We start from the raw sequence: 20444 nt of genomic DNA on the forward strand, positions 1-20444 counted from the left end.
CGATATTCGATGTCGAAGGCTTCCGGCGAGAAGGGAAAGTCCCGCGTGAGCACTCCGCATCATTCGAACGGGCCGCGTCCGGTCCGTCAGTTCTTCTCTGCTGAAGGGGGTGCGTGATGCGACGGCGCGTCGTCATCACGGGAATCGGCACGGTGGCACCGGGCGGTGTCGACAGGAAACAGTTCTGGGAGTTCATCTCGTCCGGCCGCACGGCCACCCGGACCATCTCCCTCTTCGACGCCGCGTCGTTCCGCTCACGCGTCGCCGCGGAGGCCGACTTCGACGCGTCGGCGCTCCTGAGCCTGCGGGAGGCGCGGCGGCTGGACCGGGCCGCACAGTTCGCGGTGGTCGGTGCCCGGGAGGCGTTGGCCGACAGCGGGCTGGACCTCTCCGCGACCGACCCGCACCGCGTGGGCGTCACGCTCGGCAGCGCGGTGGGCGCGAGCGCCAGCCTGGACCAGGAGTTCGCGGTCGTCAGCGACACCGGCCGGCAGTGGCTGGTGGACCACCGCTACGCCGTGCCGCACCTCTACGACTACTACGTGCCCAGCTCGATGGCGGCCGAGGTCGCCTGGGTGGCCGGCGCGGAGGGCCCGACCGCCCTGGTCTCCACCGGCTGCACCTCCGGGCTGGACGCGGTGGGGCACGCGGTGGAGCTCATCCGCGAGGGCTCGGCCGACGTCATGGTCGCGGGGGCGACGGAGGCCCCGATCTCCCCGATCACCGTGGCCTGCTTCGACGCCATCAAGGCCACCACGCCGCGCAACGACGACCCGGAGCACGCCTCCCGCCCCTTCGACCGGACCCGCAACGGGTTCGTGCTCGGCGAGGGGTGCGCCCTGTTCGTCCTGGAGGAGCTGGAGAGCGCCCGGCGGCGCGGCGCCCATGTGTACGCGGAGATCGCCGGTTTCGCGTCCCGCTGCAACGCGTACCACATGACCGGGCTGCGGCCGGACGGCAAGGAGATGGCGGCGGCCATCGGCGCGGCCCTGGACGAGGCCCGGCTGGACGGCGACCGTATCGACTACATCAACGCCCACGGCTCGGGGACCAAGCAGAACGACCGGCACGAGACCGCGGCGTTCAAGCGCAGCCTCGGCGAGCACGCCTACCGGACACCGGTCAGCTCGATCAAGTCCATGATCGGTCATTCCCTCGGGGCCATCGGCTCGCTGGAGATCGCGGCGTGCGCGCTGGCGATGGAGCACTCGGTGGTGCCTCCCACGGCCAACCTGCACGAGCCGGACCCCGAGTGCGACCTGGACTACGTGCCCCTGGAGGCCCGCGAGCGGCGGCTCGACGCCGTCCTGAGCGTGGGCAGCGGCTTCGGCGGCTTCCAGAGCGCGATGGTCCTCACCAACCCGGAGGTGCGGGCCGCATGAGCACACCGACCGTCACGGACGACCGCACCGCCCCCGCGGCGGCCGGCCGGACCACCGGCCGGGCCGTCGTCACGGGGCTGGGCGTCCTGGCCCCCAACGGCCTGTCCGCGGAGGCGTACTGGGAGGCGGTGCTGGCCGGGCGCAACGGCATCCGGCGCATCACCCGCTTCGACCCGGCCCCCTACCCGTCGGTCCTCGCCGGGGAGATCACCGACTACCGCGCCGAGGACCACATCCCCAGCCGGCTGCTGCCGCAGACGGACCATGTGACCCGGCTCTCGCTGACGGCCGGCGAGGCCGCGCTCGCGGACGCCGGGGTCGACCCGGCGGAGCTGGACGAGTACGGCGCCGGCGTCGTCACGGCCAGCTCGGCCGGCGGCTTCGAGTTCGGCCAGCGCGAGCTCCAGGCCCTGTGGAGCAAGGGCGGTTCGCACGTCAGCGCGTACCAGTCGTTCGCCTGGTTCTACGCGGTCAACACCGGGCAGCTCTCCATCCGGCACGGCATGCGCGGGCCCAGCGGCGTCCTCGTCAGCGAGCAGGCCGGCGGCCTGGACGCCATCGCCCAGGCCCGCCGCCAGCTCCGCAAGGGCATCGGGCTGCTGCTCACCGGCGCCGTCGACGGGTCACTGTGCCCGTGGGGCTGGACCGCGCAGCTGGCCGGCGGCGGACTCAGCACCCGGACCGATCCGGCCCGCGCCTACCTGCCGTTCGACCAGGACGCCAACGGGTTCGTGCCGGGCGAGGGCGGCGCCGTCCTCGTCCTGGAGGAGGCCGGGGCGGCCGCGGCCCGCGGGGCGCGGGTGTACGGCGAGATCGCCGGGTACGCAGCGACGTTCGACCCGCGGCCGGGCAGCGGCCGACCGCCCGGCCTGCGCCGGGCCGTCGAACTCGCCCTCGTCGACGCCGGGGTGGCCCCGGCCGACGTCGACGTGGTCTTCGCGGACGCCGCCGGGACCCCGGAGGCGGACCGGGCCGAGGCCGAGGCCCTCGCGGCCGTCTTCGGCCCCGGCGGGGTGCCGGTGACGGCGCCCAAGACGCTGACCGGACGGCTGAACGCGGGCGGTGCCGCACTGGACGTCGCCACCGCCCTGCTCGCCCTGCGGGACGGCGTGGTGCCGCCCACCGCCCATGTGACCCGCCCGGCGTGGGGTGGGCACATCGCCCTGGTGACCGGTGCGCCGCTGCGGGCCCCGCTGCGGCACGCCCTCGTCCTCGCCCGCGGGCGAGGGGGTTTCAACACCGCGCTCCTCGTGCGCGGCACCGCCTGACCGTTCACATCCCCCTCCCGCATTCCACACAGTTCCTCCGTGATTCCGCGGGCGGGAAACCGAAGAGAGAGAAAGGTGTAATTCATGTCGGAATTGACCGTGGTGGACCTGGTCGAGATCCTGCGCTCGTGCGCGGGCCAGGACGAGTCCGTCGACCTGGAGAGCGACGACGTCCTGGACACCCCTTTCGGCGACCTCGGCTACGATTCGCTGGCCCTGCTCCAGGCGACCGGCGAGATAGAGCGGCTGCACAATGTGACACTGGCCGACGAGACCGTGGGCGAGGCGAATACGCCCCGGAAATACCTCGACCTGGTCAACGCGAGCATCCGGCAGGCCGTCTGATTCCCCGCGCCACCTGCCCCGGCGGGCGTTCGGGCGCCCGCCGGGAGGGCGGCGTCAGGATTGCGCAACCCCTCTTGCACCCCTCTTGCACCCCCTACTAGGGAGGCCACACCTATTACGTTTCACCCGTTGATTCCGGCGGACCCCCGTGGGCCGTCGGAATTTCGGCGTGCGCGCCTTGACAGTGCACTGCCGGCGTGACTCGGGGTACCGCGTGGCCGGTTCCCGACGTTGGCTCCGTCACATTGACAGAATTAATGATTGATTCTTTGATGTAGCGAGCATTGGAAAAGTGCGAAGTTTATTTCCGCATCGGCGTACCGGACGGACGGTCCGGAGCCGCCGCTGCGTCGCCACGCCGACTTCTCACGCGTCACGGAGAGGTACCGTTCCAGCGTTAAGGGGGAAATTCATCATGGATGTGGGCATTCTGGGTCCGCTTCGGATACGGGTCCACGGGCAGTCGGTGGTGCCGAGCGCCGCAAAACCACGCAAAATCCTCGCGTTACTCGCGCTGGGCGCGGGCCGCATGGTGCGGGTGGAGGATCTGGTCGAGGAGCTGTGGGAGCAGTCGCCGCCGCGGAGCGCCATGACCACCCTCCAGACCTACATCATGCAGCTGCGCAATCTGCTGCGCCGGGCCGGCGCGGGCTGCGGCACCTCCGTGGACCCCAAGGACGTCCTGGAGACCCGCACCGGCGGCTACCGGCTCAACCTCGACGGCGGTTCCCGGGACATCGACGCCTTCGACCGGTTCGCGCGGATGGGATACGACGCGCTGAAGACCGGCGATCCCCACACCGCCCGCCACTGGCTCCGCACCGCGCTGGACCTCTGGTGCGGCAGCGCGCTGGAGGACGTCATGGCCGGCCCGATCCTCCAGGGCAAGGTGGTCCGGCTGCACGAGGCCCGGCTGAGCGTCCTCGAACAGCGCATCACCGCCGACCTCCAGCTGGAACGCTACTTCGAACTCACCGGCGAGCTCACCGAGCTGGCGTCCCAGCACCCGCTCAACGAGAAGTTCCACGAGCAGCTCATGGTCGTGCTGCACCGGACCGGCCGCCGCAGCCAGGCCCTGGAGGTCTACCAGCGGCTGCGGGGCAACCTGGTCGAGCAGCTGGGCATGGAACCGGCGGCACCGCTGCGCCGGCTCCAGCAGGCGCTGCTGCACTCCGACAGCGACGTCTTCGACTCCTCGGTCCGGATCCCCGTCGCCTCCCAGACCTTCTGAGGCTCCCCCGGGGACCGCGGCCGCCGCCCTCCCCACACCCGCTTCCCCTACACCCTCTTCCCCTCACCCGGCCCGGCGCGACAGCGTTGTCGCGGCCGCGGTCCGGACCCTTCCCCGGCCCGTACGGGCCACCGCTGCCGGTCCCCGCCCCCACGCGGCGGGGACCGGCAGCGGTCTTCATGGGCATGTCACGCCGTAGGTGACGCCGCCCCGGCCGGCTCGTCCTGGACCACGGACTCCGCCTCGTCCCGCTCCCGCCCGCCGATGAGGGTGAGCGCGGCGACCAGCGCCAGCAGCACAAAGCCCACGCTGACGTAGAACCCCATCGTGTAGCCCTCGGTCAGGGCCACCTCGGTGCGGTGTTCGCCGCCGGAGGTCACCGAGCTGGTCCGGGCGACGGCGACGGCGTCCAGGATGCCGAGGCCGAGCGCCCCGCCCACCTGCTGGGCGGTGTTGACCAGGCCGGACGCTAGGCCCGCCTCCTCCGGACGGGTCCCGGAGACGGCGGCGATGGTGATCGGCACCACCGACAGCCCGAAGCCCACGCCGGACACGATGCAGGGGCCGAGGACGTCCCCGACGTAGCTGCCGCCCGCACCCCGGAGCTGGGCGAACCACAGGAAGCCCAGGGCCAGCACGATCAGGCCGGTGGACAGGGTGGCCTTCAATCCGATCTTCGTGGTCAGCCGCCCGGCGACGTTCGCCGCGATGAGGATGCCGGCCGTCAGCGGGAGGTAGGCGACACCCGACGCCAGCGCGCTGTAGTGCAGCACCTGCTGAAGGTACAGGGCGAGGAAGAAGAACATCGCCAGGAGACCCATGTTGGCCAGCACCGCGACCGCGTTGGCCCCGCGCAGCGTCCGCAGCCGGAAGATGGTCAGCGGCATCAGCGGGGACCGGGTGCGGGCCTGGATCGCCACAAAGACGATCAGCAGCAGGACACCGCCGGCCAGGCAGCCGATCGTCTGCCCGGAGCTCCAGCCCGCGTTCTGCGCGTCCACGAGCCCGTACACCAGCAGCGCCAGACCGGCGGTGACGGCGACGGCCCCGGAGAAGTCGAACCCGGGCGCCTGGTCCTCCTTGCTCTCCATCAGCATGGAGAAGGCCATCAGGACGGCCACCACGCCGATGGGGACGTTGATGAAGAGCACCCAACGCCAGCCCAGGCCCTCGGTGAGCACACCGCCCAGCAGCACACCGGCGGCGCCTCCGGCTCCGTTGGCGGCGCCCCAGATGGCGAACGCGCGGTTGCGCTCCGCGCCCTCCCGGAAGGTGGTCGCCAGCAGCGACATCGCCGCCGGGGAGACGATCGCGGCGCCGATGCCCTGCACGGCCCGGGTCGCGATCAGCCAGATGTCGGTCTGGGCCATGCCGCCGAAGAGCGAGGCGAGGGTGAACAGGCCGAGGCCCAGGCAGAACATCCGCCGCCGCCCGAGCCGGTCGGCAAGCCGGCCGCCCAGCAGCAGGAAGCCGCCGAGCGTCAGGGTGTAGGCGTTGACCACCCAGGTCAGGCCATGTGGGGAGAAGTCGAGATCCTCCTCCATGGACGGCAGCGCGACATTGACGACCGCACTGTCGATCACGATCAGGAACTGCGCGGCGACCAGCAGACCGAGGGCCCACGTCTTCTTCCGCGGCGTGAGGTCGGTGGTCACCGGACGCTCACCGCCCGGCCGCCGTCCGTGCCCGCTAACCGAGCGTCGAACATCTCTCCTCCTAGAGGGGTGGTGATCATCAGGCGCCCATCATGGAATGTGAAGCGCACTTGAGGTCAAGTGCCCCTTCCGGATGCTGGACCGGCGCACGAGCGGCCCTCGTGTGACGCGCGTCATGCCGCCGCCGACCACTGCCGCCCGGGAGGCGGTCATCGCAGGTCAGCGAAGCGTGTAGAGTGGATTCCGCAAGTCCGGCACTCGTAGCTCAACGGATAGAGCACTTGACTACGGATCAAGAGGTTGCAGGTTCGAATCCTGCCGAGTGCACAACGGAAGGCCCGCCCCGGTTCACCGGAGCGGGCCTTTCTCATTCCCGTTCACGCGCGCCCGCCGGGCGGCCGGGGCGGCTGTTCCCGCCCCGGCCGCCCGGGCTCAGATCTTCGGGAAGCCGAATCCGTAGCCCTGCGCCTTCAGCCACGGAAGCGTTTCTTCCATCGCGGCCATGGTCTGGCTGCGGTCGCCGCCGGCGTCATGGAAGAGGATGGTGGGGCCGTTGGGGACTTCCCGCTTGACGTTGGCCACGATGCGGGCGGTGCCCGGGCGCTGCCAGTCGCGGCTGTCGACCTGCCAGCCGAGCGGGCGCATGCCGTGGGCGGCGGCCACCTTGCGGCTGTACGGGGTGAACGCCCCGCCGGGGGCGCGGTAGTACTGCACCTTCACCCCGCCGCCGGCGGCCTCCTCTATCAGCTTCTGGGCGTCGAGGATCTGGCTCGCCTGGTAGGCCTCGGGGCGTTTGTCCATGGACGTGTTGTGGTCCATGGAGTGGTCGCAGAGCCGGTGCCCCTCGGCGACGACCTTCTTGACGAGGGACGGGTACTCCTTGGCGCGCGGACCTATCATGCAGAACGTCGCCTTGACGTTGTTCCGCCGCAGCAGGTCCAGCACCTTGGGGGTCCAGACGGGGTCGGGGCCGTCGTCGATGGTGATGTTGACGACCTTGCCCGGGCTCTCGCTGTCGTGCGAGATTTCCTCCGACACCGGTCCCCCCGCGTCGGGTTCGGCCGCCTTGCCCCGCTCCCGGGGAACTTTCGCCGCCGGGCCCTTGCCGTCGGCGGCGACGGTCTCGCGCCCGCCGTCGTCCGACATCTGGTTGGCCATCGCCACCGATCCCAGTATCACCGCCACGAGTGCAAGGCCCGACGCGGCCGCCACCGCGATGTGCCGCCTCCGCCCGGTAGATTGCGTCATGAACGATCCACTCCCTCGCACGCCTGTCTGTTCCCTGCCCGCGAAGACGTGCTTGTACCGCATGCCGTTCCGTTATGCGGTATCGCTCACAAAACGGTGACAAAGCAGGCACGATGCGCCTGAGAAGTCCTCAATCACCGTACGGCAGTCACTCTTCCGGCTTTCGTCCCTCAGTTTCCCCCGGAATCTGTTCTTCCGTTACTTCGCCCCCTCCGCCCTCACGGATCGCCTGCGCCACCTCCGCCGTGCGGGCCTCCTCCTCCGCCGCGAACCGCCGGGCGTCGAGCTGTTCGGCGAGCTCCTCGTCCTGGGCCATCAACAGGTCGAGGCTGGCGTCGCCCATGTCGAAGACGCCCATGTCGACGTAGGCCCGTTGCAGCCGCTCGCCCCACAGCCCGATGTCCTTGACACAGGGGACGATCCGGCTGAACAGCAGTCTGCGGAACAGCTGGAGGAACTCCGACTTCTCACTCATCTCCGCCGCGTCCGCGACCGGGATCCCGAAGTCCGTCAGGACCTCGTCGCCGCGCAGCCGGTCGCGCAGCAGGTAGCAGCCCTCGATGACGAACTCCTCGCGCTCGCGCCGCTCGGCGTCGGTCAGTTCCCGGTAGTAGTCCCGCAGCGCGAGCCGGCCGAAGGCGACGTGCCGGGCCTCGTCCTGCATGACGTAGGTGAGGATCTGGTGGGGCAGCGGCTTCTTGGTCGTGTCGCGGAGCATGCCGAAGGCGGCGAGGGCCACTCCCTCGATGAGGACCTGCATCCCGAGGTACGGCATGTCCCAGCGGGAGTCGCGCAGGGTGTCGTCGAGCAGCGACTGGAGGCTCGTGTTGATCGGGTACAGCATCCCGACCTTCTCGTGCAGGAAGCGGCTGTAGATCTCCACGTGCCGGGCCTCGTCCATGGCCTGGGTGGCGGAGTAGAACTTCGCGTCCAGGTCCGGCACCGACTCGGTGATCCGGCTGGCGCACACCAGCGCGCCCTGCTCGCCGTGGAGGAACTGGCTGAACTGCCAGGCGGCGAAGTGCCGTCGCAGATCGCGCCGGTTCCGCTCGCTCATCCGGTCCCAGTAGGGGGTGCCGTGGATCAGCATGTTCTCGTCGGGGACGCCGAGCGGGTCGTACGGGTCGACCTCCAGGTGCCAGTCGATGCGCTTGTCCGCGTCCCACTGCTTGTCCTTGCCCTTGCGGTAGAGCGCGAGCAGCCGTTCCCGGCCCTCCTCGTACTCCCAGCCGAACCGGGCCGCGCCGCCCGCGGGGACCTCCCACAGGGGCTCGCCGGGCTCGTGCGCGTAGAGCTGTCGCGTCGCCATCGGACGCCTCCTTCACTCCGGGTGTCCCCCGCGGCTCTGCCACTGTGGGCAGGCTCACACGCGCTTTGACTTCCGGTCAACAACGCCGACGCCCTCCTCGTGTCGCCCGATTCCCCAGGGGCGCAAGGGGACTTGACGGGCTTGCTGACAAGCAGTCTTATAAGCAGGTAACCACGGGTAACCCGCAATTGAGGTGGGATCAGGCATGGCAGCAGACCCGATGGCCCCGGCCGACGCGGGCGGATCCGCGCTCCGCGACGCGCTCGGGCCGCTGAAGGACCGCGAGCAGGTCGCCGAACGGCTGCTGGAGTCCTCGGCCAGACACTCCTTCGACCCGGACACCGAACTCGACTGGTCGGCCCCGCCCGAGGAGGGCAAGTGGTACTGGCCGCCGGAGCTCGTCTCCCTCTACGGCACCCCGCTGTGGCGGCGGATGCCGGAGGAACAGCGGATGGAGCTCTCCCGGCACGAGGCCGCCTCGCTCGCCTCGCTGGGCATCTGGTTCGAGATCATCCTGATGCAGCTCCTCGTCCGGCACATCTATGACAAACCGGTGACCAGCGCCCACGTCCGGTACGCGCTGACCGAGATAGCCGACGAGTGCCGGCACTCCAAGATGTTCGCCCGCATGATCCAGCACGGCGGCGCCCCCGCCTACCCCGTCTCACGCCTCCACCACAACCTCGCGCGCATCCTCAAGACGATCTCCACGACGCCCGGTTCGTTCGCCTGCACCCTGCTCGGCGAGGAGATCCTCGACTACATGCAGCGGCTCACGTTCCCGGACGAGCGGGTGCAGACCCTGGTGCGCGGCGTGACGCGGATCCACGTCATCGAGGAGGCACGGCACGTCCGGTACGCCCGCGAGGAGCTGCGCCGTCAGATGACCGACTGCCCGCGCTGGGAGGCGGAGCTGACCCGGCTCAGCTGCGGCGAGGCCGCGCGCGTCTTCTCGGTCGCCTTCGTCAACCCCGCCGTCTACACCAGCGTCGGCCTCGACCGGCGCGAGGCGGTCGCCCAGGTGCGGGCGAGCGGGCACCGGCGCGACGTCATGCAGGCGGGCGCCAAGCGGCTCACCGACTTCCTCGGGGAGATCGGGGTCCTGCGGGGCGCCGGGCGACGGATGTGGCGCAGCTCGGGACTGCTGGCCTGAGCGGGCCGCGGCCGGGCCGCGTCCGCCCGGGGAGCTGCCGTACCCTGCCCTGCATGACCGGCAGCGGAACCACCTCCTACCGCCGGCTGGGCGTCGCCCAGCGCCGCGCCCAGCTGATCACCGCCGCGCTCGGCCTCTTCGCCCAACGGCCGCCCGAGGACGTCTCCCTGGACGACGTGGCGGCCGCCGCCGAGGTGTCGCGCCCGCTGGTCTACCGCTACTTCCCCGGCGGCAAGACGCAGTTGTACGAGGCCGCGCTGCGCAGCGCCGCCGACGAGCTGGAGCTGTGCTTCGCCGAACCGCAGACCGGTCCGCTGACCGGCCGGCTCGCCGCGGCCCTCGACCGCTACCTGGCCTTCGTCGACGGCCACGCCACCGGCTTCGGCGCGCTCCTCCAGGGCGGCAGCGTCGTCGAGACCTCCCGGACCGGGGCGATCGTCGACGGGGTCCGCCGCAGCGCCGCCGGGCACATCCTCGCCCACCTCCAGGTGCGGGAGCCGGGCCCGCGGCTGCGGATGACGGTCCGGACCTGGATCACGGCGGTCGAGGGCGCGTCCCTGATCTGGCTGGACGAGGGGAAGCAGCCGCCGGTCGAGGAGCTGCGCGACTGGCTCGTCGACCACTTCGTGGCCCTGCTGATGGCGACCGCCGCGAGCGACGAGCAGACGGCCCGGGTCGCCCGGGCGGCCCTCGCCCTGGAACCGGCCGACGGGGTCGTGACCCGGCTCGCCCGCCGCCTCGCCCCCGTCCTCGCGGAGGCCGAGCACCTGCTCTGAGCGGGCGGTCCGGGCGGGCGGTCCGCCGGGGGCGCCCGTACGCTCGTACGGTGCGAAGCGAAGAAGTGCCCTTCGAGGGCGGTCCCCTCGACGGGCGGGTACTGCCGGTACTGCTGGGCCCGACCGGCCATCCGCCGAAGGTCTACGAAGTGCCCGTGCCCGACCCGGGCGGCGGCCCGTCCACCGTCCTCGTCTACCGGCGGGTCCAGGCGGGCGTCACCCGCCGGCTGGGGCTGCCCCGGGGCTGGAAGTACGCCTACGACCCCGAGGGCCGGCGGAGCGAGGGCATCCGCTGGCCGTGGTCCCGGCCGCGGCCTTCCGGGTGACGGCCCGTCGCCCGGAAGGCGTGCGGATTGGACGGTTCCGCCCTGGAATGCCGTAAAAGTACTACTGGTCCGTGACACGATCGCCCCGGAGGTGAGTCCGTGTCAGGACAGCTGGTGCGCTGGGTCTGCGCCGTAGCGCTGGTCGCCGTCGCGGCGTCGGTGACCCCGGTGCCGCCCGTCCGGGCCCAGCTCTCGGCCCTCGCGGCCCCGGCGCCCGGCGGGCCGGCCGGTCAGCCGGGCGACCAGCCGGTCGGCGCCCTGCTGACCCGGCTCCGGACGCTGTACCGGCAGATCGAGGCGGCCACGAAGGAGTACGAGGCGGCGGCACCGGCACTGCGCCGGCAGCGGGCGGTCGCCGCCCGGACGGCCGAGGAGCTGGCAGCGGCCCGTTCCGCCCTCGCCGACAGCCGCGACGAAGCCGGCCGGCTCGCCCGGGAGCAGTATCGGAGCGCCCTCGGCGGCTTCTCCCCCGCCGTCACCTTCCTTCTCACCGCGGACCCCCGCCCCGCCCTCCGCCACCGGCACGAGCTCGACCGCGCGGCAGCCCGCCGCGCGGAGACCCTGACCCGGCTGGCGGCGGCCACCACACACACCGACCTGCTCGCCCGCCGGGCCCGTGCCGCCCTGGACGCCCAGCTGACGCTGGCGGTCCGGCGCGATCGGCGTCGCGAAGCGGTGCGTCGCGGCCTCTCCGAGGTCGAGCGCCTTCTGGCTGGTCTCACCGACGCTCAGCTCGCGGCGCTGGCGGCTCCGGCGGGTGGGCGTGCCCCGGTCCCACCCCTTCACCGATCCCCGGGGGCAAGCCCCCAGACCCCCGTGAAAGCGGCTCCGCCGCTTGTCCTCAAACGCCGGACGGGCTGATCAGCCCGTCCGGCGTTTGAGGACGCGCGCCGCAGGCGCGCTCGGGGGGGGTGCGGGGGCTTGCCCCGGCAAGAAACGGTGAAAGGGCGGGCCCGGGGCACACTCCCGGTCATTGACCTGAACGGTGCTGCGCCGAACTCGCCTGCCGATCAGTCCAATCCCGCAAGGGCATCCACCAGCGTGCGCCCTTCGCGGGCTCCACGTCGCAGCAGCAACGCAGCCACAGTGTGCAACTCCCCCCACGCATGGGGGCGCCCGATCTCTGACGCATCGCCAATGATGTGCATTGCTGTGTTCAGCGCCGCTTCGGCTTCCCCCGCACCCGCATAAGCATGGGCGAGGCACGCGCCATACCAAGCTCGATCCCGCCGGAAAGTGGCAGCAAAACCAGCGAGACCGTTTCTCAGATTCTCAATGGCGCTCGCCCAGCGACCCAAGTGCACGTCTGCCATACCCCTTTGCGCCGCGAACCACGGCTCACCATAGAAATACAACCACGGCGGGGTATCGAGCGCGTCCTCAATGACCTTCTGCGCTTCATCCAGCTTGCGGTATGCGTTCGTGGCGTCACCTTCGAGCGCGTGGCCCCGCCCAACCATCTGAATCGCCATGGCACGCGTTGCCTCGCTCGCCCCAACGGTCGAGGCTGCGGCTTCCCCGAGCCGGATGCACCGGCGTCCCTTGCCCTTCGACCAGGCCAGATGCGCCTTCATGCTCATGGTGGTCGCGGCCATGTCTCCGTAGCCGGCCTCCAAAGCCCAGTCATAGGAGCGATCGAACCAGCCCAGTGCCGCCGGGGCGTTGTCCTGGTCCTGTGCCATCCATGCGAGGAACTGCGCGTACTCGGCCATCAGCATCACCAGTCGGTCCGCCAGCGGGCCACGGGCCTGGTCGTACAGGCCGGCTACCTTCTCGAACTGCTGGGTGACAATCCCGTTCATCACCCTTGATCCGAGCGTGTCTTCAGCCCGGCGATGTGCGGCAAGCAGGCCCTCCATCGCTTCCAGGTGGTACGTGTCCAGCCGCATGTTCCCGTCTCTCACAGGCCGCAGCCGGTCCACCGAATCCTTGACCACGTCCGGTAGCACGAGTGACGGCAGCGGCATATCTGCCTGCGGGCCGCCGAGAAGCTCCGTGGGGATGCCCAACCCGTCGATGATCCGCTGCCGTACTTCGACCGAGGTCACCGTACGGCGCCGATTCTCGATAGCGGAGATATCCGGCTGCGAAAGCCCAATGATCGCGCCGAGCTTGCTCTGATTGGTACGGGTCAGGGTCCGCCAGGCTTTCAACAGTGTCGGCCAGTCCTCGGCGACTGCGGCGGCGCGCAGGCCGGGGTGTGCCCACATGTTCGGTTCCGGCTCCATCTCAGAAATATACGGCGGCCGTATATGACTTGGCAGTGGATCAGCCCGGCCATCAGCCGGAATGCGGTGGAAGGACGCGCGGGGCGGGTGATCGCATCCGAGAGCATTGCCGAAGGTCTCAGCTGCACCACGGCCTTGGCGTTGACCACGGAGCGCAGCGGGCGTCTGTTCTTCAAAGGCGCACGTGAAGCCGACGCCGAAGCGGTGGCGGCGCTCGACTGGGAGGCGCGCGTCAATGAGACGGTATTGGGGGTCAGTCCCGCCATCCGTCACCGCTTCCGGGGCGGGGGATGGTCTTGTCTTGCTTTCGCGTACATCGAGGGCAGGCACGCCGACCTGAGTCCGGGAACCAAGGATCTGGCGGCCGTGACCTCCGCGCTGCGGCGCATGCAGGGGCTCAGCAACCCCGCGCTCCCCACCCCGCGCCTTGCCGACCGATTCGCTCGCTACCTGCTGCCCGGTGAAGCCGAGCACCTGAGCGGCCCTGCCCTGCTTCACACCGATACGAACCCGCACAACATCATGGTCAGCCGCAAGGGCACTGCCTACGTCGTCGACTGGGCCAGAGCCGCGACCGGCCCCGCATGGCTGGACCCGGCGTGGACGGCCGTCCGGCTCATGGAGTGCGGGCGGGCGCCCGCTGACGCGCTGGCCTGGCTCGACGGGTTCGCCAGTTGGCGGCATGCCGACTCGAGGTCGGTGGAGACGTTCGTGAACGTCACCTGTCGGTGGTGGACGACCGTGGTGGGCGAGCAGGCGGCGCGGCGGAGTAACGCGCGGTTCCGGTACCTGCTCGGCGAACGGGCCGAAATCAGCCCGTCCGGCGTTTGAGGACAAGCGGCGAAGCCGCTTTCACGGGGGCCGGGGCAGAGCCCGGCACTCAGCCCGTCCGGCGTTTGAGGACAAGCGGCGAAGCCGCTTTCACGGGGGCCGGGGCAGAGCCCGGCACTCAGCCCGTCCGGCGTTTGAGGACAACCGCGCGGAGCGCGGTTTGGGGGGTGCGGGGGCTTGCCCCCGCAGAAACGGTGAAAGGGAGGGACCGGGGCACCCCTACCCCACAGCACTCACCGCCTCCCGCACCTCCCCCAGATATGCCTCCGCCTTCTCCTCCTCGTAGAACCACTCGGCGAAATCGGCGGGATCGTCGTAACCATTGGCGAACCGGTCGGCGACGGGCTGCAGCCCGCCCGCCGCACCGATCAGACGCTGGGCGTGCCCCGGGAGCGGCGCCAGCATGGCGTTCGTCCACCGAGTGGCATGCCGCGCAGCATCCCAGTACCGGTCGAAGACCGACCGCATCCAGGGCTCGTCGAAGGGCGCGTCACCCCGTTCGACAATGGCCGCGAGGTACAAGGCGGAGCACTTGGCGGCCGAGTTGGCGCCCTGCCCCGTGAGCGGATCGTCGACGACGACCGCGTCGCCGACCCCGAGGACGAGGCCCCCCGAGGGCAGCCGGCCGACGGGGTCGCGGACGGTGGGGGTGTAGCGGCCGGTCAGGGTGGCGCGGGCGTCGGTGAGTTCGACCTGGGTGGCGCGGCCGTACTCCCAGGGGGTGTACCGCTCCATCAGCTCCAGGATCCGCGTCAGGTGCTCCCCGGGGCCCTCGCCGGTGCCGAAGGTGTCGAGGGGGCCGCCGGGGAGGCCCTCCCAGAAGAGGATGTCGGCGCGGCCGGAGAGGGTGAGGGTGGGGATGACGAGGAGTTCGCCGACGCCGGGGACGATGGTGCAGCGGACGGCGTCGTATTCGGGGTGCTCGGGGCGGGGGCCGAGGCCGTGGACGTAGGCGAGGGCGAGGGAGCGCTGGGGGGCGGTGTACGGGGAGCGGGCCGGGTCGCGGTCGAAGAGGGAGGTCAGTTCGCCCTTGCCGGCGGCGACCAGGACGAGGTCGTAGCGGCCGGCGAAGAAGTCGAGGTCGCAGACGGTGGCGCCGTGGACGACCAGCCGCCCGCCGCGGCCGGTGAAGGTGTCCAGCCAGCCGGACATCTTCAGCCGCTGGTCGACGGAGCGGGCGGGCGCGTCGAGCCGGCCGACCCAGTCGACGATGCGCCGGACCCGGCCGGGGGCGGTCCGGTCGGGGGGACCGGCCACGGACAGGCCGAACCCCTCGACGCGCGGGGCGCGGTCCTCCCAGAAGGCAAGGCCGAGGTCGCGCTCGTGCCGCAGGGCGGTGCCGAACATGACCTGGGTGGAGGTGACCCGGCCGGAGCGCATCTCGTCCGAGGTGCGGTTGGACAGCAGCGTCACGTCGTAGCCCCGGGCCTGGAGGCCCAGGGCCAGTTGGAGGCCGGCCTGACCGGCCCCCACTATGAGGATCCGTCGCATGGTTCCCTGTGCCGTCCCTCTGCTGCCCTGTGTGCCGTGTGCCGTGCGCCGTCAGCGCGGTTCCGGGGTGATGTCGAGCGCACGGCCGACGAGGGTCAGCAGCGACTCGACGACCGTGATCCGCTTCCGGGCGTCCATGATCAGCACCGGAACGTGCGACGGCAGGGACAGGGCCTCGCGGACGGCCTCCGTCCCGTACCGGGGCGTCCCCTCGAAGTGGTTGACGGCGACGATGTACGGCAGGCCGCTGCTCTCGAAGTAGTCGAGGGCTGGGAAGCAGTCCTCCAGCCGCCGGGTGTCGCACATGACCACGGCACCGATGGCGCCGCGCACCAGGTCGTCCCACATGAACCAGAACCGCTGCTGGCCCGGGGTGCCGAACAGGTAGAGGACCAGGTCGGGTTCGAGGGTGATCCGGCCGAAGTCCATGGCGACCGTGGTGGTGGCCTTCTCCGGGACGGCGACGGCGTCGTCCACGTCCTCGCCGGCGACCGTCATCACGGCCTCCGTGCGCAGCGGGGTGATCTCGGAGACCGAGCCGACGAACGTCGTCTTGCCCACGCCGAAGCCGCCCGCGACGACGATCTTCGTGGCGGCGGGGGCCCGGGTCCGGCCGGTCGGCGCGTGCTGCGGCCGCTCCCGGACGGGATCGGGTCCCGCTATCGTGTCAGATCCTGCGAAGTCCACACTGCACCCTTTCGAGCAGCGCGCGGTCGGGCCGTCCGGTGCCGTGACCGGGGCCGTAGACGCGGATTCTTCCCTGGTCGACCAGATCGCCGAGGAGCACGCGGACCGCGCCCAGCGGCATCCTCAGCAGCGCGGAGACCTCGGCGACGGAGCGCAGTCCGCGGCACAGGCCCATGATGGCGCCCGTCTCGGGGAGCGGCCGGGCGCCGGGCGCTTCCCCGTGCGCCTGGACGAGCGTCTCGACCTGGAGGACGTGTCCGCACGGGGTGCGCCCGCCCGCGGCCGAGTACGGGCGTACCCGGGCCGCCCGCCCTCCGCGCGCGGGCGCGGTGCGCGCGCCGGTCACCTGACGGCCTCCACCGACTGCCGCAGCTCCCGGCGGAGTTCGGGCGTCAGGACGTGTCCGGCCCGGCCGACGAAGAGCGCCATGTGGTAGGCGACGACGCTCATGTCGCAGTCGGGGGCGGTGTGGACGCCCAGCAGCGAGCCGTCGCTGATGGTCATGACGAACAGGCTGCCCTCCTCCATGGCCACCATGGTCTGTTTGACGGTGCCTCCGTCCATCAGGGCCGCGGCCCCGGTGGTCAGGCTGCCCAGGCCCGCGACGATGGTGGCCAGGTCGGCACAGGAGTGCCGCGGGCCGCCCACCGGGCCGCCGCCCTGCGGCTGTTGGGCCGGGTCGGACGAGAGCAGCAGCAGACCGTCGGAGGAGACGACGGCGACGGAGCGTACGCCGGGCACCTCCTCGACCACGTCGGTCAGCAGCCAGTGCAGGTTGCGGGCCTCGTGGCTCAGTCCGAATCCCGCACCGGCGGGGGTGCCGACGGGGGTGACGGGGGTCGCCCCCCGGGAAAATGCAGTCAACCGCGTGCCTCCTCGACATTGCCGCCCTCGTTCAGCGCACCTGCTCGGCGCTGATCGCCATCACGCCCCGCCAGCTCCTGCTCGACGTCGCGCCGCCCCTCCCGCGCGCCCTGCTGGAACCCGGCGAGCCTGGCGCGCAGCGCTTCCGCGTCCACGCCCTTGCGCACCCGCTGGACGGGCGGGGGCTGGGGCACCGAGCGCGGGGTGCGCTTGGGCAGTCCGGTACCGGTGACCTCGCCGTCCGAGCCCCGGTACGCGCCCGGGCCGGGGTCCTGCGCCGGCGGCCGCGCGTGCCGGCCGCCGAGCGGGGTGGGCACCACGGAGGCCGCGAGGTGCGACCCCGGGGACAGGGGACGTACCTCGGGCGGGGCGGGGTGCGGCTCGGGGACGATCAGCTGGATGGTCGCGTCGTCCGGCGGGCCGGACGCCGCGGGCTGCGGCGCGAAGCCCGCCATGCGCCGCGAACGCCCGGGAAGCATATGCGAGTTGGCCTCGGCGGCGGCGCCCGGCAGCTGGACCGGCGGCGCGGTCGAGGTGCCCGGCACCGGGGGCGCGGCCTGCGGGTCCGCGGCGGCCGGGGGCCCGGCGGGCAGCAGCCGGGCGGGCAGCACCACGACGGCCGTGATGCCGCCCGGCCGCTGCTCGCGCAGCTGGACGCGGACGCCGTGCCGGGCGGCGAGCCGGGCGACGACGTACAGGCCGAGGCCCATCACGGCGTCGTCCGGGTGGCCCGCCGGGTCCGCGCCGGGGTGCCGGGCCCCGGGGGGCTCCGGATCGGCCTGCGCCAGCAGGGAGTTGATCTCCTCCAGGCGGTCGGGGGCCATGCCGATGCCCTCGTCCTGGATGGAGAGCATCACGTCGCCGTTCTCCAGGAGCCAGCCGGAGACCTGTACCGGGACGTCCGGCGGCGAGAACGCCGTGGCGTTCTCCAGCAGTTCGGCGACCAGGTGGCTGATGTCGTCCGAGGCGAAGCCGGCGAGCTGGGAGCGGGCGGGCAGGGAGTGGATGCGCACCCGCTCATACCGTTCGATCTCGCTGGCCGCGGCCCGCAGGACGTCCAGCAGCGAGACCGCGCCCGCGTGTCCGGCCGCGTGCTCGGAGCCCGCGAGGACCAGCAGGTTCTCGCTGTGGCGGCGCATCCGGGTGGCGAGGTGGTCGAGTTTGAAGAGGACTTCGAGGCGGTCGGGGTCGGCCTCGTGGGCCTCCATGGCCTCGATGACCGACAGCTGTCGCTCGACCAGGCCGAGGGTGCGCAGGGACAGGCTCGCGCAGGTGCTGTGCGCCCGGCCGGCGAGCCCGGCGAGCCGCGCCTCGCGTTCCCGGTCGCGGGAGCGCAGCGCGTCGCGCTCGTCGGCTAGGTCCTGGCGGGCGGCGTCGAGGCGGCTGCGCTCGCCCTCCAGCAGGGCGATGCGCTCGCGCTGCCGGACGACCGTGCCGTGCAGGACGTTGACCGACCGGGCGATCTCGGCGAACTCGTCGTCCCGGCCCTTGAAGGCGACCGGCTCGGTGCCGCCCGGATCGGCGCAGACGCGGCGGGCGCCCTGCCGCAGGGCGGCCAGCGGGCGGGTGAGCGAACGGGCGGCCTGGACGCCGGCCGCGAGGGCGACCAGGAAGCACGCGGCGACCAGCGCGGCCCGTGCCTGGAGCGCGGTGACATCGCGGTCGTGGACCCGTTGCAGGTGGGCGGCCTCGGTGGCGGCGAGGGCGGACTCGACGCCGCGCATGTGCTCCAGGCGCGTGGTGAGCAGGGCGCGCACCGGCTCCGGGTCCTGCACCCGCTCCCCGGCGACGAGGGCGGGGAGCCGGGACTCGGCGGCGGCGACGTCCGGGCCGCTCACCCCGCGGGTGTAGGCGTCGCGGGCCTTGGCCGGGGCGAGCTGGGCGAAGTCGGCGCGGGCGGCGCGCTCCCGGGTGTCCGTCTGCTGGGCGGCGGCGGCGAGTTCGGGCCGTTCGCCGCGGGCGGCGTACGCGGCGAGGAGCAGGCCGCGGGTGGCGGACGCCTCCTCGACCGCGCGGCCGAGCAGCGCCACGGCCTCCCCGTCCCCCGTCCCGGCCCGCTCGGGCAGCCGGGCCGCGAGGGTGCCGGCCACGCCGTGCAGGGCCTGCACGGTGGAGGTGTACGTACGGAAGACGGTCAGCGGGTCGGCGGGGCCGGTGAGGGCGGTGCGCCGCTCGCGGGCCAGGCCGTCGAGCCGGGTGCGCAGGGCCTCGGGGAGTGCGGTGCGGGCCGCGCGGGACGAGAGGAAGGCGCCGAGCTGCCGGTCCACGCGGACGTGCCGTGCCGCGAGGGGGGCGGGGACGGCCCCGCGGCCCGCCGCCGCGTACTCCGTGACGGCGTCGCGCTCGTCGGCCAGCGCGTGGGCGAGGCGCACGGCGTCACTCGCGGTCCTGGCCAGAGGGACCAGGCGCGCGGTGTCGCCGGCGTCGTGCGACGCGTCGGCGACGCCGAGCGCGCCCGCGCCGAGGACCGCCAGGGAGACGGTCGCGACGGAGAGGACCAGCCGGTTGCGGGCGCGGGCGGTGCCCTCCGGCACCCCCGTGGCCTGTTGCTCCCGCCGACCGCCCCGAAGCCGCTTCTTCCGCACCGGTGCTCACAATCCGATCTCGTCCGGTCTGGGTCCCTGCCCACCTCCTGGCGCTGAGTGGACCTTGTCAGCACGGCAGCGGGGCGGGCGCCGGTCACCCGTCCGCCCACTCGAAGGTGTGGGGTTCTGTCCCGGAGGTTGCCGTGATCGTCCACCGGTCGCATGCTGCGTCCGCGCCCGACCCCGGCAACCGCCACCCACATAAACCGCCGGGCCCGCCGGAAGGATGCGCGCCAACCGCCGTGGAAATCACGGCTCGTGCACACTGGCCCCATGCGCATCGAGCTGGCCACCCGGCCGGGCGACCCGGCCCGGCCCAACGAGGACTTCGTGTCGGCGGTGCTGCCCGCCTCGGGACAGGGCGGCGCGCTGGCGCTGCTGGACGGCGTGACGCCGCCGCCGGACGGGGACGACGGATGTGTGCACGGCGTTCCCTGGTTCACGGCGCGCATGGGCGGCGCACTTCTGGAACTGTGCGCCACCCGGCGCGAACTGACGCTCCGGCAGTGCCTCGCCGAGGCCGTCGGACGCACGGCGGACGCCCACCGCGACACCTGCGACCTCGGCCACCGCCGCACCCCGCAGGCCACCGTCGTCGTGGCCCGCTGGGACGACGCGCGGGTGGAGTACCTGGTGCTGTCCGACTCGGTGCTCCTCGTCGACAGCACCGCGGGCGCCGTGACGGCCGTCCTTGACGACCGCATCGCCCGGCTCGCCGCCCGCGGTCCCGTGACGGACGCGCAGCGCAACGCGGAGGGCGGCTTCTTCACGGCCGCCGCCGACCCGGCCGTGGTGGACCGGGCGGTGACGGGCGTCCTGCCGCGCGACGGGGTCCGGGCGCTGGCGGCGCTCAGCGACGGCGCCGCGCGGTGGGTGGAGGTGTTCCGCGAGGGCGGCTGGGCGGACTGCGCGGCCCTGCTCGCGAAGAGCGGGCCGCGCGCGCTGATCGACCGGGTCCGGGCGGCGGAGCTCGGCGACCCGGAGCGCCGCGCGTTCCGGCGCGGGAAGGTCCACGACGACGCGGCGGCGGTGTACGCCGAGTTGTAGGGCCGCGGTTGCGGGGCC

General features: G+C 72.4%; 19 protein-coding genes and 1 tRNA gene. 11 read left to right on the forward strand and 9 right to left on the reverse strand.

All coding sequences use genetic code 11. The features are described from left to right. Positions 1-116: 116 nt before the first annotated feature. The 4 genes from HN013_RS21695 (at position 117) to HN013_RS21710 (ending at position 4226) form a co-directional block, all read left to right on the forward strand. Complete coding sequence (locus tag HN013_RS21695) at positions 117-1382, forward strand: beta-ketoacyl synthase (protein WP_171168724.1); 1266 nt, start codon at positions 117-119, stop codon at positions 1380-1382. Beyond that, positions 1379-2650, forward strand: a complete 1272-nt coding sequence (locus tag HN013_RS21700; protein ID WP_171168726.1) for a ketosynthase chain-length factor — start codon at positions 1379-1381, stop codon at positions 2648-2650. Before HN013_RS21695 ends, HN013_RS21700 begins: the two co-directional genes overlap by 4 nt. A gap of 84 nt (positions 2651-2734) precedes the next feature. Continuing rightward, complete coding sequence (locus HN013_RS21705; RefSeq protein ID WP_171168728.1) at positions 2735-2995, forward strand: acyl carrier protein; 261 nt, start codon at positions 2735-2737, stop codon at positions 2993-2995. 415 nt (positions 2996-3410) lie between these two features. Beyond that, on the forward strand, positions 3411-4226 hold the full coding sequence (locus HN013_RS21710; RefSeq protein ID WP_171168730.1) for an AfsR/SARP family transcriptional regulator: 816 nt from the start codon (positions 3411-3413) through the stop codon (positions 4224-4226). 188 nt (positions 4227-4414) lie between these two features. On the opposite strand, the gene HN013_RS21715 is transcribed toward HN013_RS21710, so the two are convergent. Continuing rightward, positions 4415-5881, reverse strand: coding sequence for a DHA2 family efflux MFS transporter permease subunit (locus HN013_RS21715; protein ID WP_171168732.1), 1467 nt, complete (start codon positions 5879-5881; stop codon positions 4415-4417). A 254-nt stretch (positions 5882-6135) separates the two neighbouring features. On the opposite strand from HN013_RS21715, the gene HN013_RS21720 reads away from it, so the two are divergent. Next, positions 6136-6208: transfer RNA gene (locus HN013_RS21720), tRNA-Arg, on the forward strand. A gap of 105 nt (positions 6209-6313) precedes the next feature. Here HN013_RS21720 and HN013_RS21725 read toward each other — a convergent pair. Both HN013_RS21725 and HN013_RS21730 read right to left on the reverse strand, forming a co-directional pair. After that, positions 6314-7129 carry a polysaccharide deacetylase family protein gene (locus tag HN013_RS21725; RefSeq protein WP_171168734.1) on the reverse strand — a complete coding sequence of 272 codons (816 nt, stop codon included), beginning with the start codon at positions 7127-7129 and terminating at the stop codon, positions 6314-6316. A gap of 148 nt (positions 7130-7277) precedes the next feature. Next, complete coding sequence (locus HN013_RS21730) at positions 7278-8438, reverse strand: ferritin-like domain-containing protein (protein WP_171168735.1); 1161 nt, start codon at positions 8436-8438, stop codon at positions 7278-7280. Between the two features lie 205 nt (positions 8439-8643). Between HN013_RS21730 and HN013_RS21735 the strand changes: the two genes are divergently transcribed. The 4 genes from HN013_RS21735 (at position 8644) to HN013_RS21750 (ending at position 11554) form a co-directional block, all read left to right on the forward strand. Then, a complete protein-coding gene (locus HN013_RS21735; protein WP_249375212.1) occupies positions 8644-9591 on the forward strand; it encodes a diiron oxygenase in 948 nt (315 codons plus the stop codon). Between the two features lie 53 nt (positions 9592-9644). Continuing rightward, positions 9645-10367: a TetR/AcrR family transcriptional regulator gene (locus tag HN013_RS21740; RefSeq protein ID WP_171168738.1), complete on the forward strand. Its 723-nt coding sequence runs from the start codon at positions 9645-9647 to the stop codon at positions 10365-10367. A 50-nt stretch (positions 10368-10417) separates the two neighbouring features. Then, entirely contained in the window at positions 10418-10693 is a 276-nt protein-coding gene (locus HN013_RS21745) for a hypothetical protein (RefSeq protein WP_171168739.1), read from the forward strand. A 99-nt stretch (positions 10694-10792) separates the two neighbouring features. Next, complete coding sequence (locus tag HN013_RS21750) at positions 10793-11554, forward strand: hypothetical protein (RefSeq protein WP_171168741.1); 762 nt, start codon at positions 10793-10795, stop codon at positions 11552-11554. A gap of 149 nt (positions 11555-11703) precedes the next feature. On the opposite strand, the gene HN013_RS21755 is transcribed toward HN013_RS21750, so the two are convergent. Beyond that, the gene (locus HN013_RS21755) at positions 11704-12921 is read right to left on the reverse strand and encodes a helix-turn-helix domain-containing protein (protein ID WP_171168743.1); all 1218 of its coding nucleotides are present in this window, start codon (positions 12919-12921) and stop codon (positions 11704-11706) included. A gap of 24 nt (positions 12922-12945) precedes the next feature. On the opposite strand from HN013_RS21755, the gene HN013_RS21760 reads away from it, so the two are divergent. Next, positions 12946-13752, forward strand: a complete 807-nt coding sequence (locus HN013_RS21760) for a phosphotransferase (RefSeq protein ID WP_171168745.1) — start codon at positions 12946-12948, stop codon at positions 13750-13752. A 219-nt stretch (positions 13753-13971) separates the two neighbouring features. On the opposite strand, the gene HN013_RS21765 is transcribed toward HN013_RS21760, so the two are convergent. The 5 genes from HN013_RS21765 to HN013_RS21785 are packed head-to-tail and all read right to left on the reverse strand — an operon-like array spanning position 13972 to position 19328. Next, positions 13972-15243 (reverse strand): styrene monooxygenase/indole monooxygenase family protein, encoded by a 1272-nt coding sequence (locus tag HN013_RS21765; protein WP_171168747.1) that lies wholly within the window; start codon positions 15241-15243, stop codon positions 13972-13974. A 51-nt stretch (positions 15244-15294) separates the two neighbouring features. Further along, complete coding sequence (locus tag HN013_RS21770) at positions 15295-15906, reverse strand: ATP/GTP-binding protein (RefSeq protein ID WP_312018678.1); 612 nt, start codon at positions 15904-15906, stop codon at positions 15295-15297. Positions 15907-15910: 4 nt separating this feature from the next. Then, positions 15911-16276: a DUF742 domain-containing protein gene (locus tag HN013_RS21775; RefSeq protein WP_171168749.1), complete on the reverse strand. Its 366-nt coding sequence runs from the start codon at positions 16274-16276 to the stop codon at positions 15911-15913. Continuing rightward, positions 16273-16794, reverse strand: coding sequence for a roadblock/LC7 domain-containing protein (locus HN013_RS21780; RefSeq protein WP_171168751.1), 522 nt, complete (start codon positions 16792-16794; stop codon positions 16273-16275). Before HN013_RS21780 ends, HN013_RS21775 begins: the two co-directional genes overlap by 4 nt. Continuing rightward, a complete protein-coding gene (locus HN013_RS21785; protein WP_312018677.1) occupies positions 16791-19328 on the reverse strand; it encodes a nitrate- and nitrite sensing domain-containing protein in 2538 nt (845 codons plus the stop codon). Before HN013_RS21785 ends, HN013_RS21780 begins: the two co-directional genes overlap by 4 nt. 324 nt (positions 19329-19652) lie before the next feature. Between HN013_RS21785 and HN013_RS21790 the strand changes: the two genes are divergently transcribed. Beyond that, a complete protein-coding gene (locus HN013_RS21790) occupies positions 19653-20426 on the forward strand; it encodes a hypothetical protein (protein ID WP_171168755.1) in 774 nt (257 codons plus the stop codon). Positions 20427-20444 lie beyond the last annotated feature (18 nt).

The organism is Streptomyces sp. I05A-00742, from assembly GCF_013055795.1.
Lineage (GTDB): Bacteria > Actinomycetota > Actinomycetes > Streptomycetales > Streptomycetaceae > Streptomyces.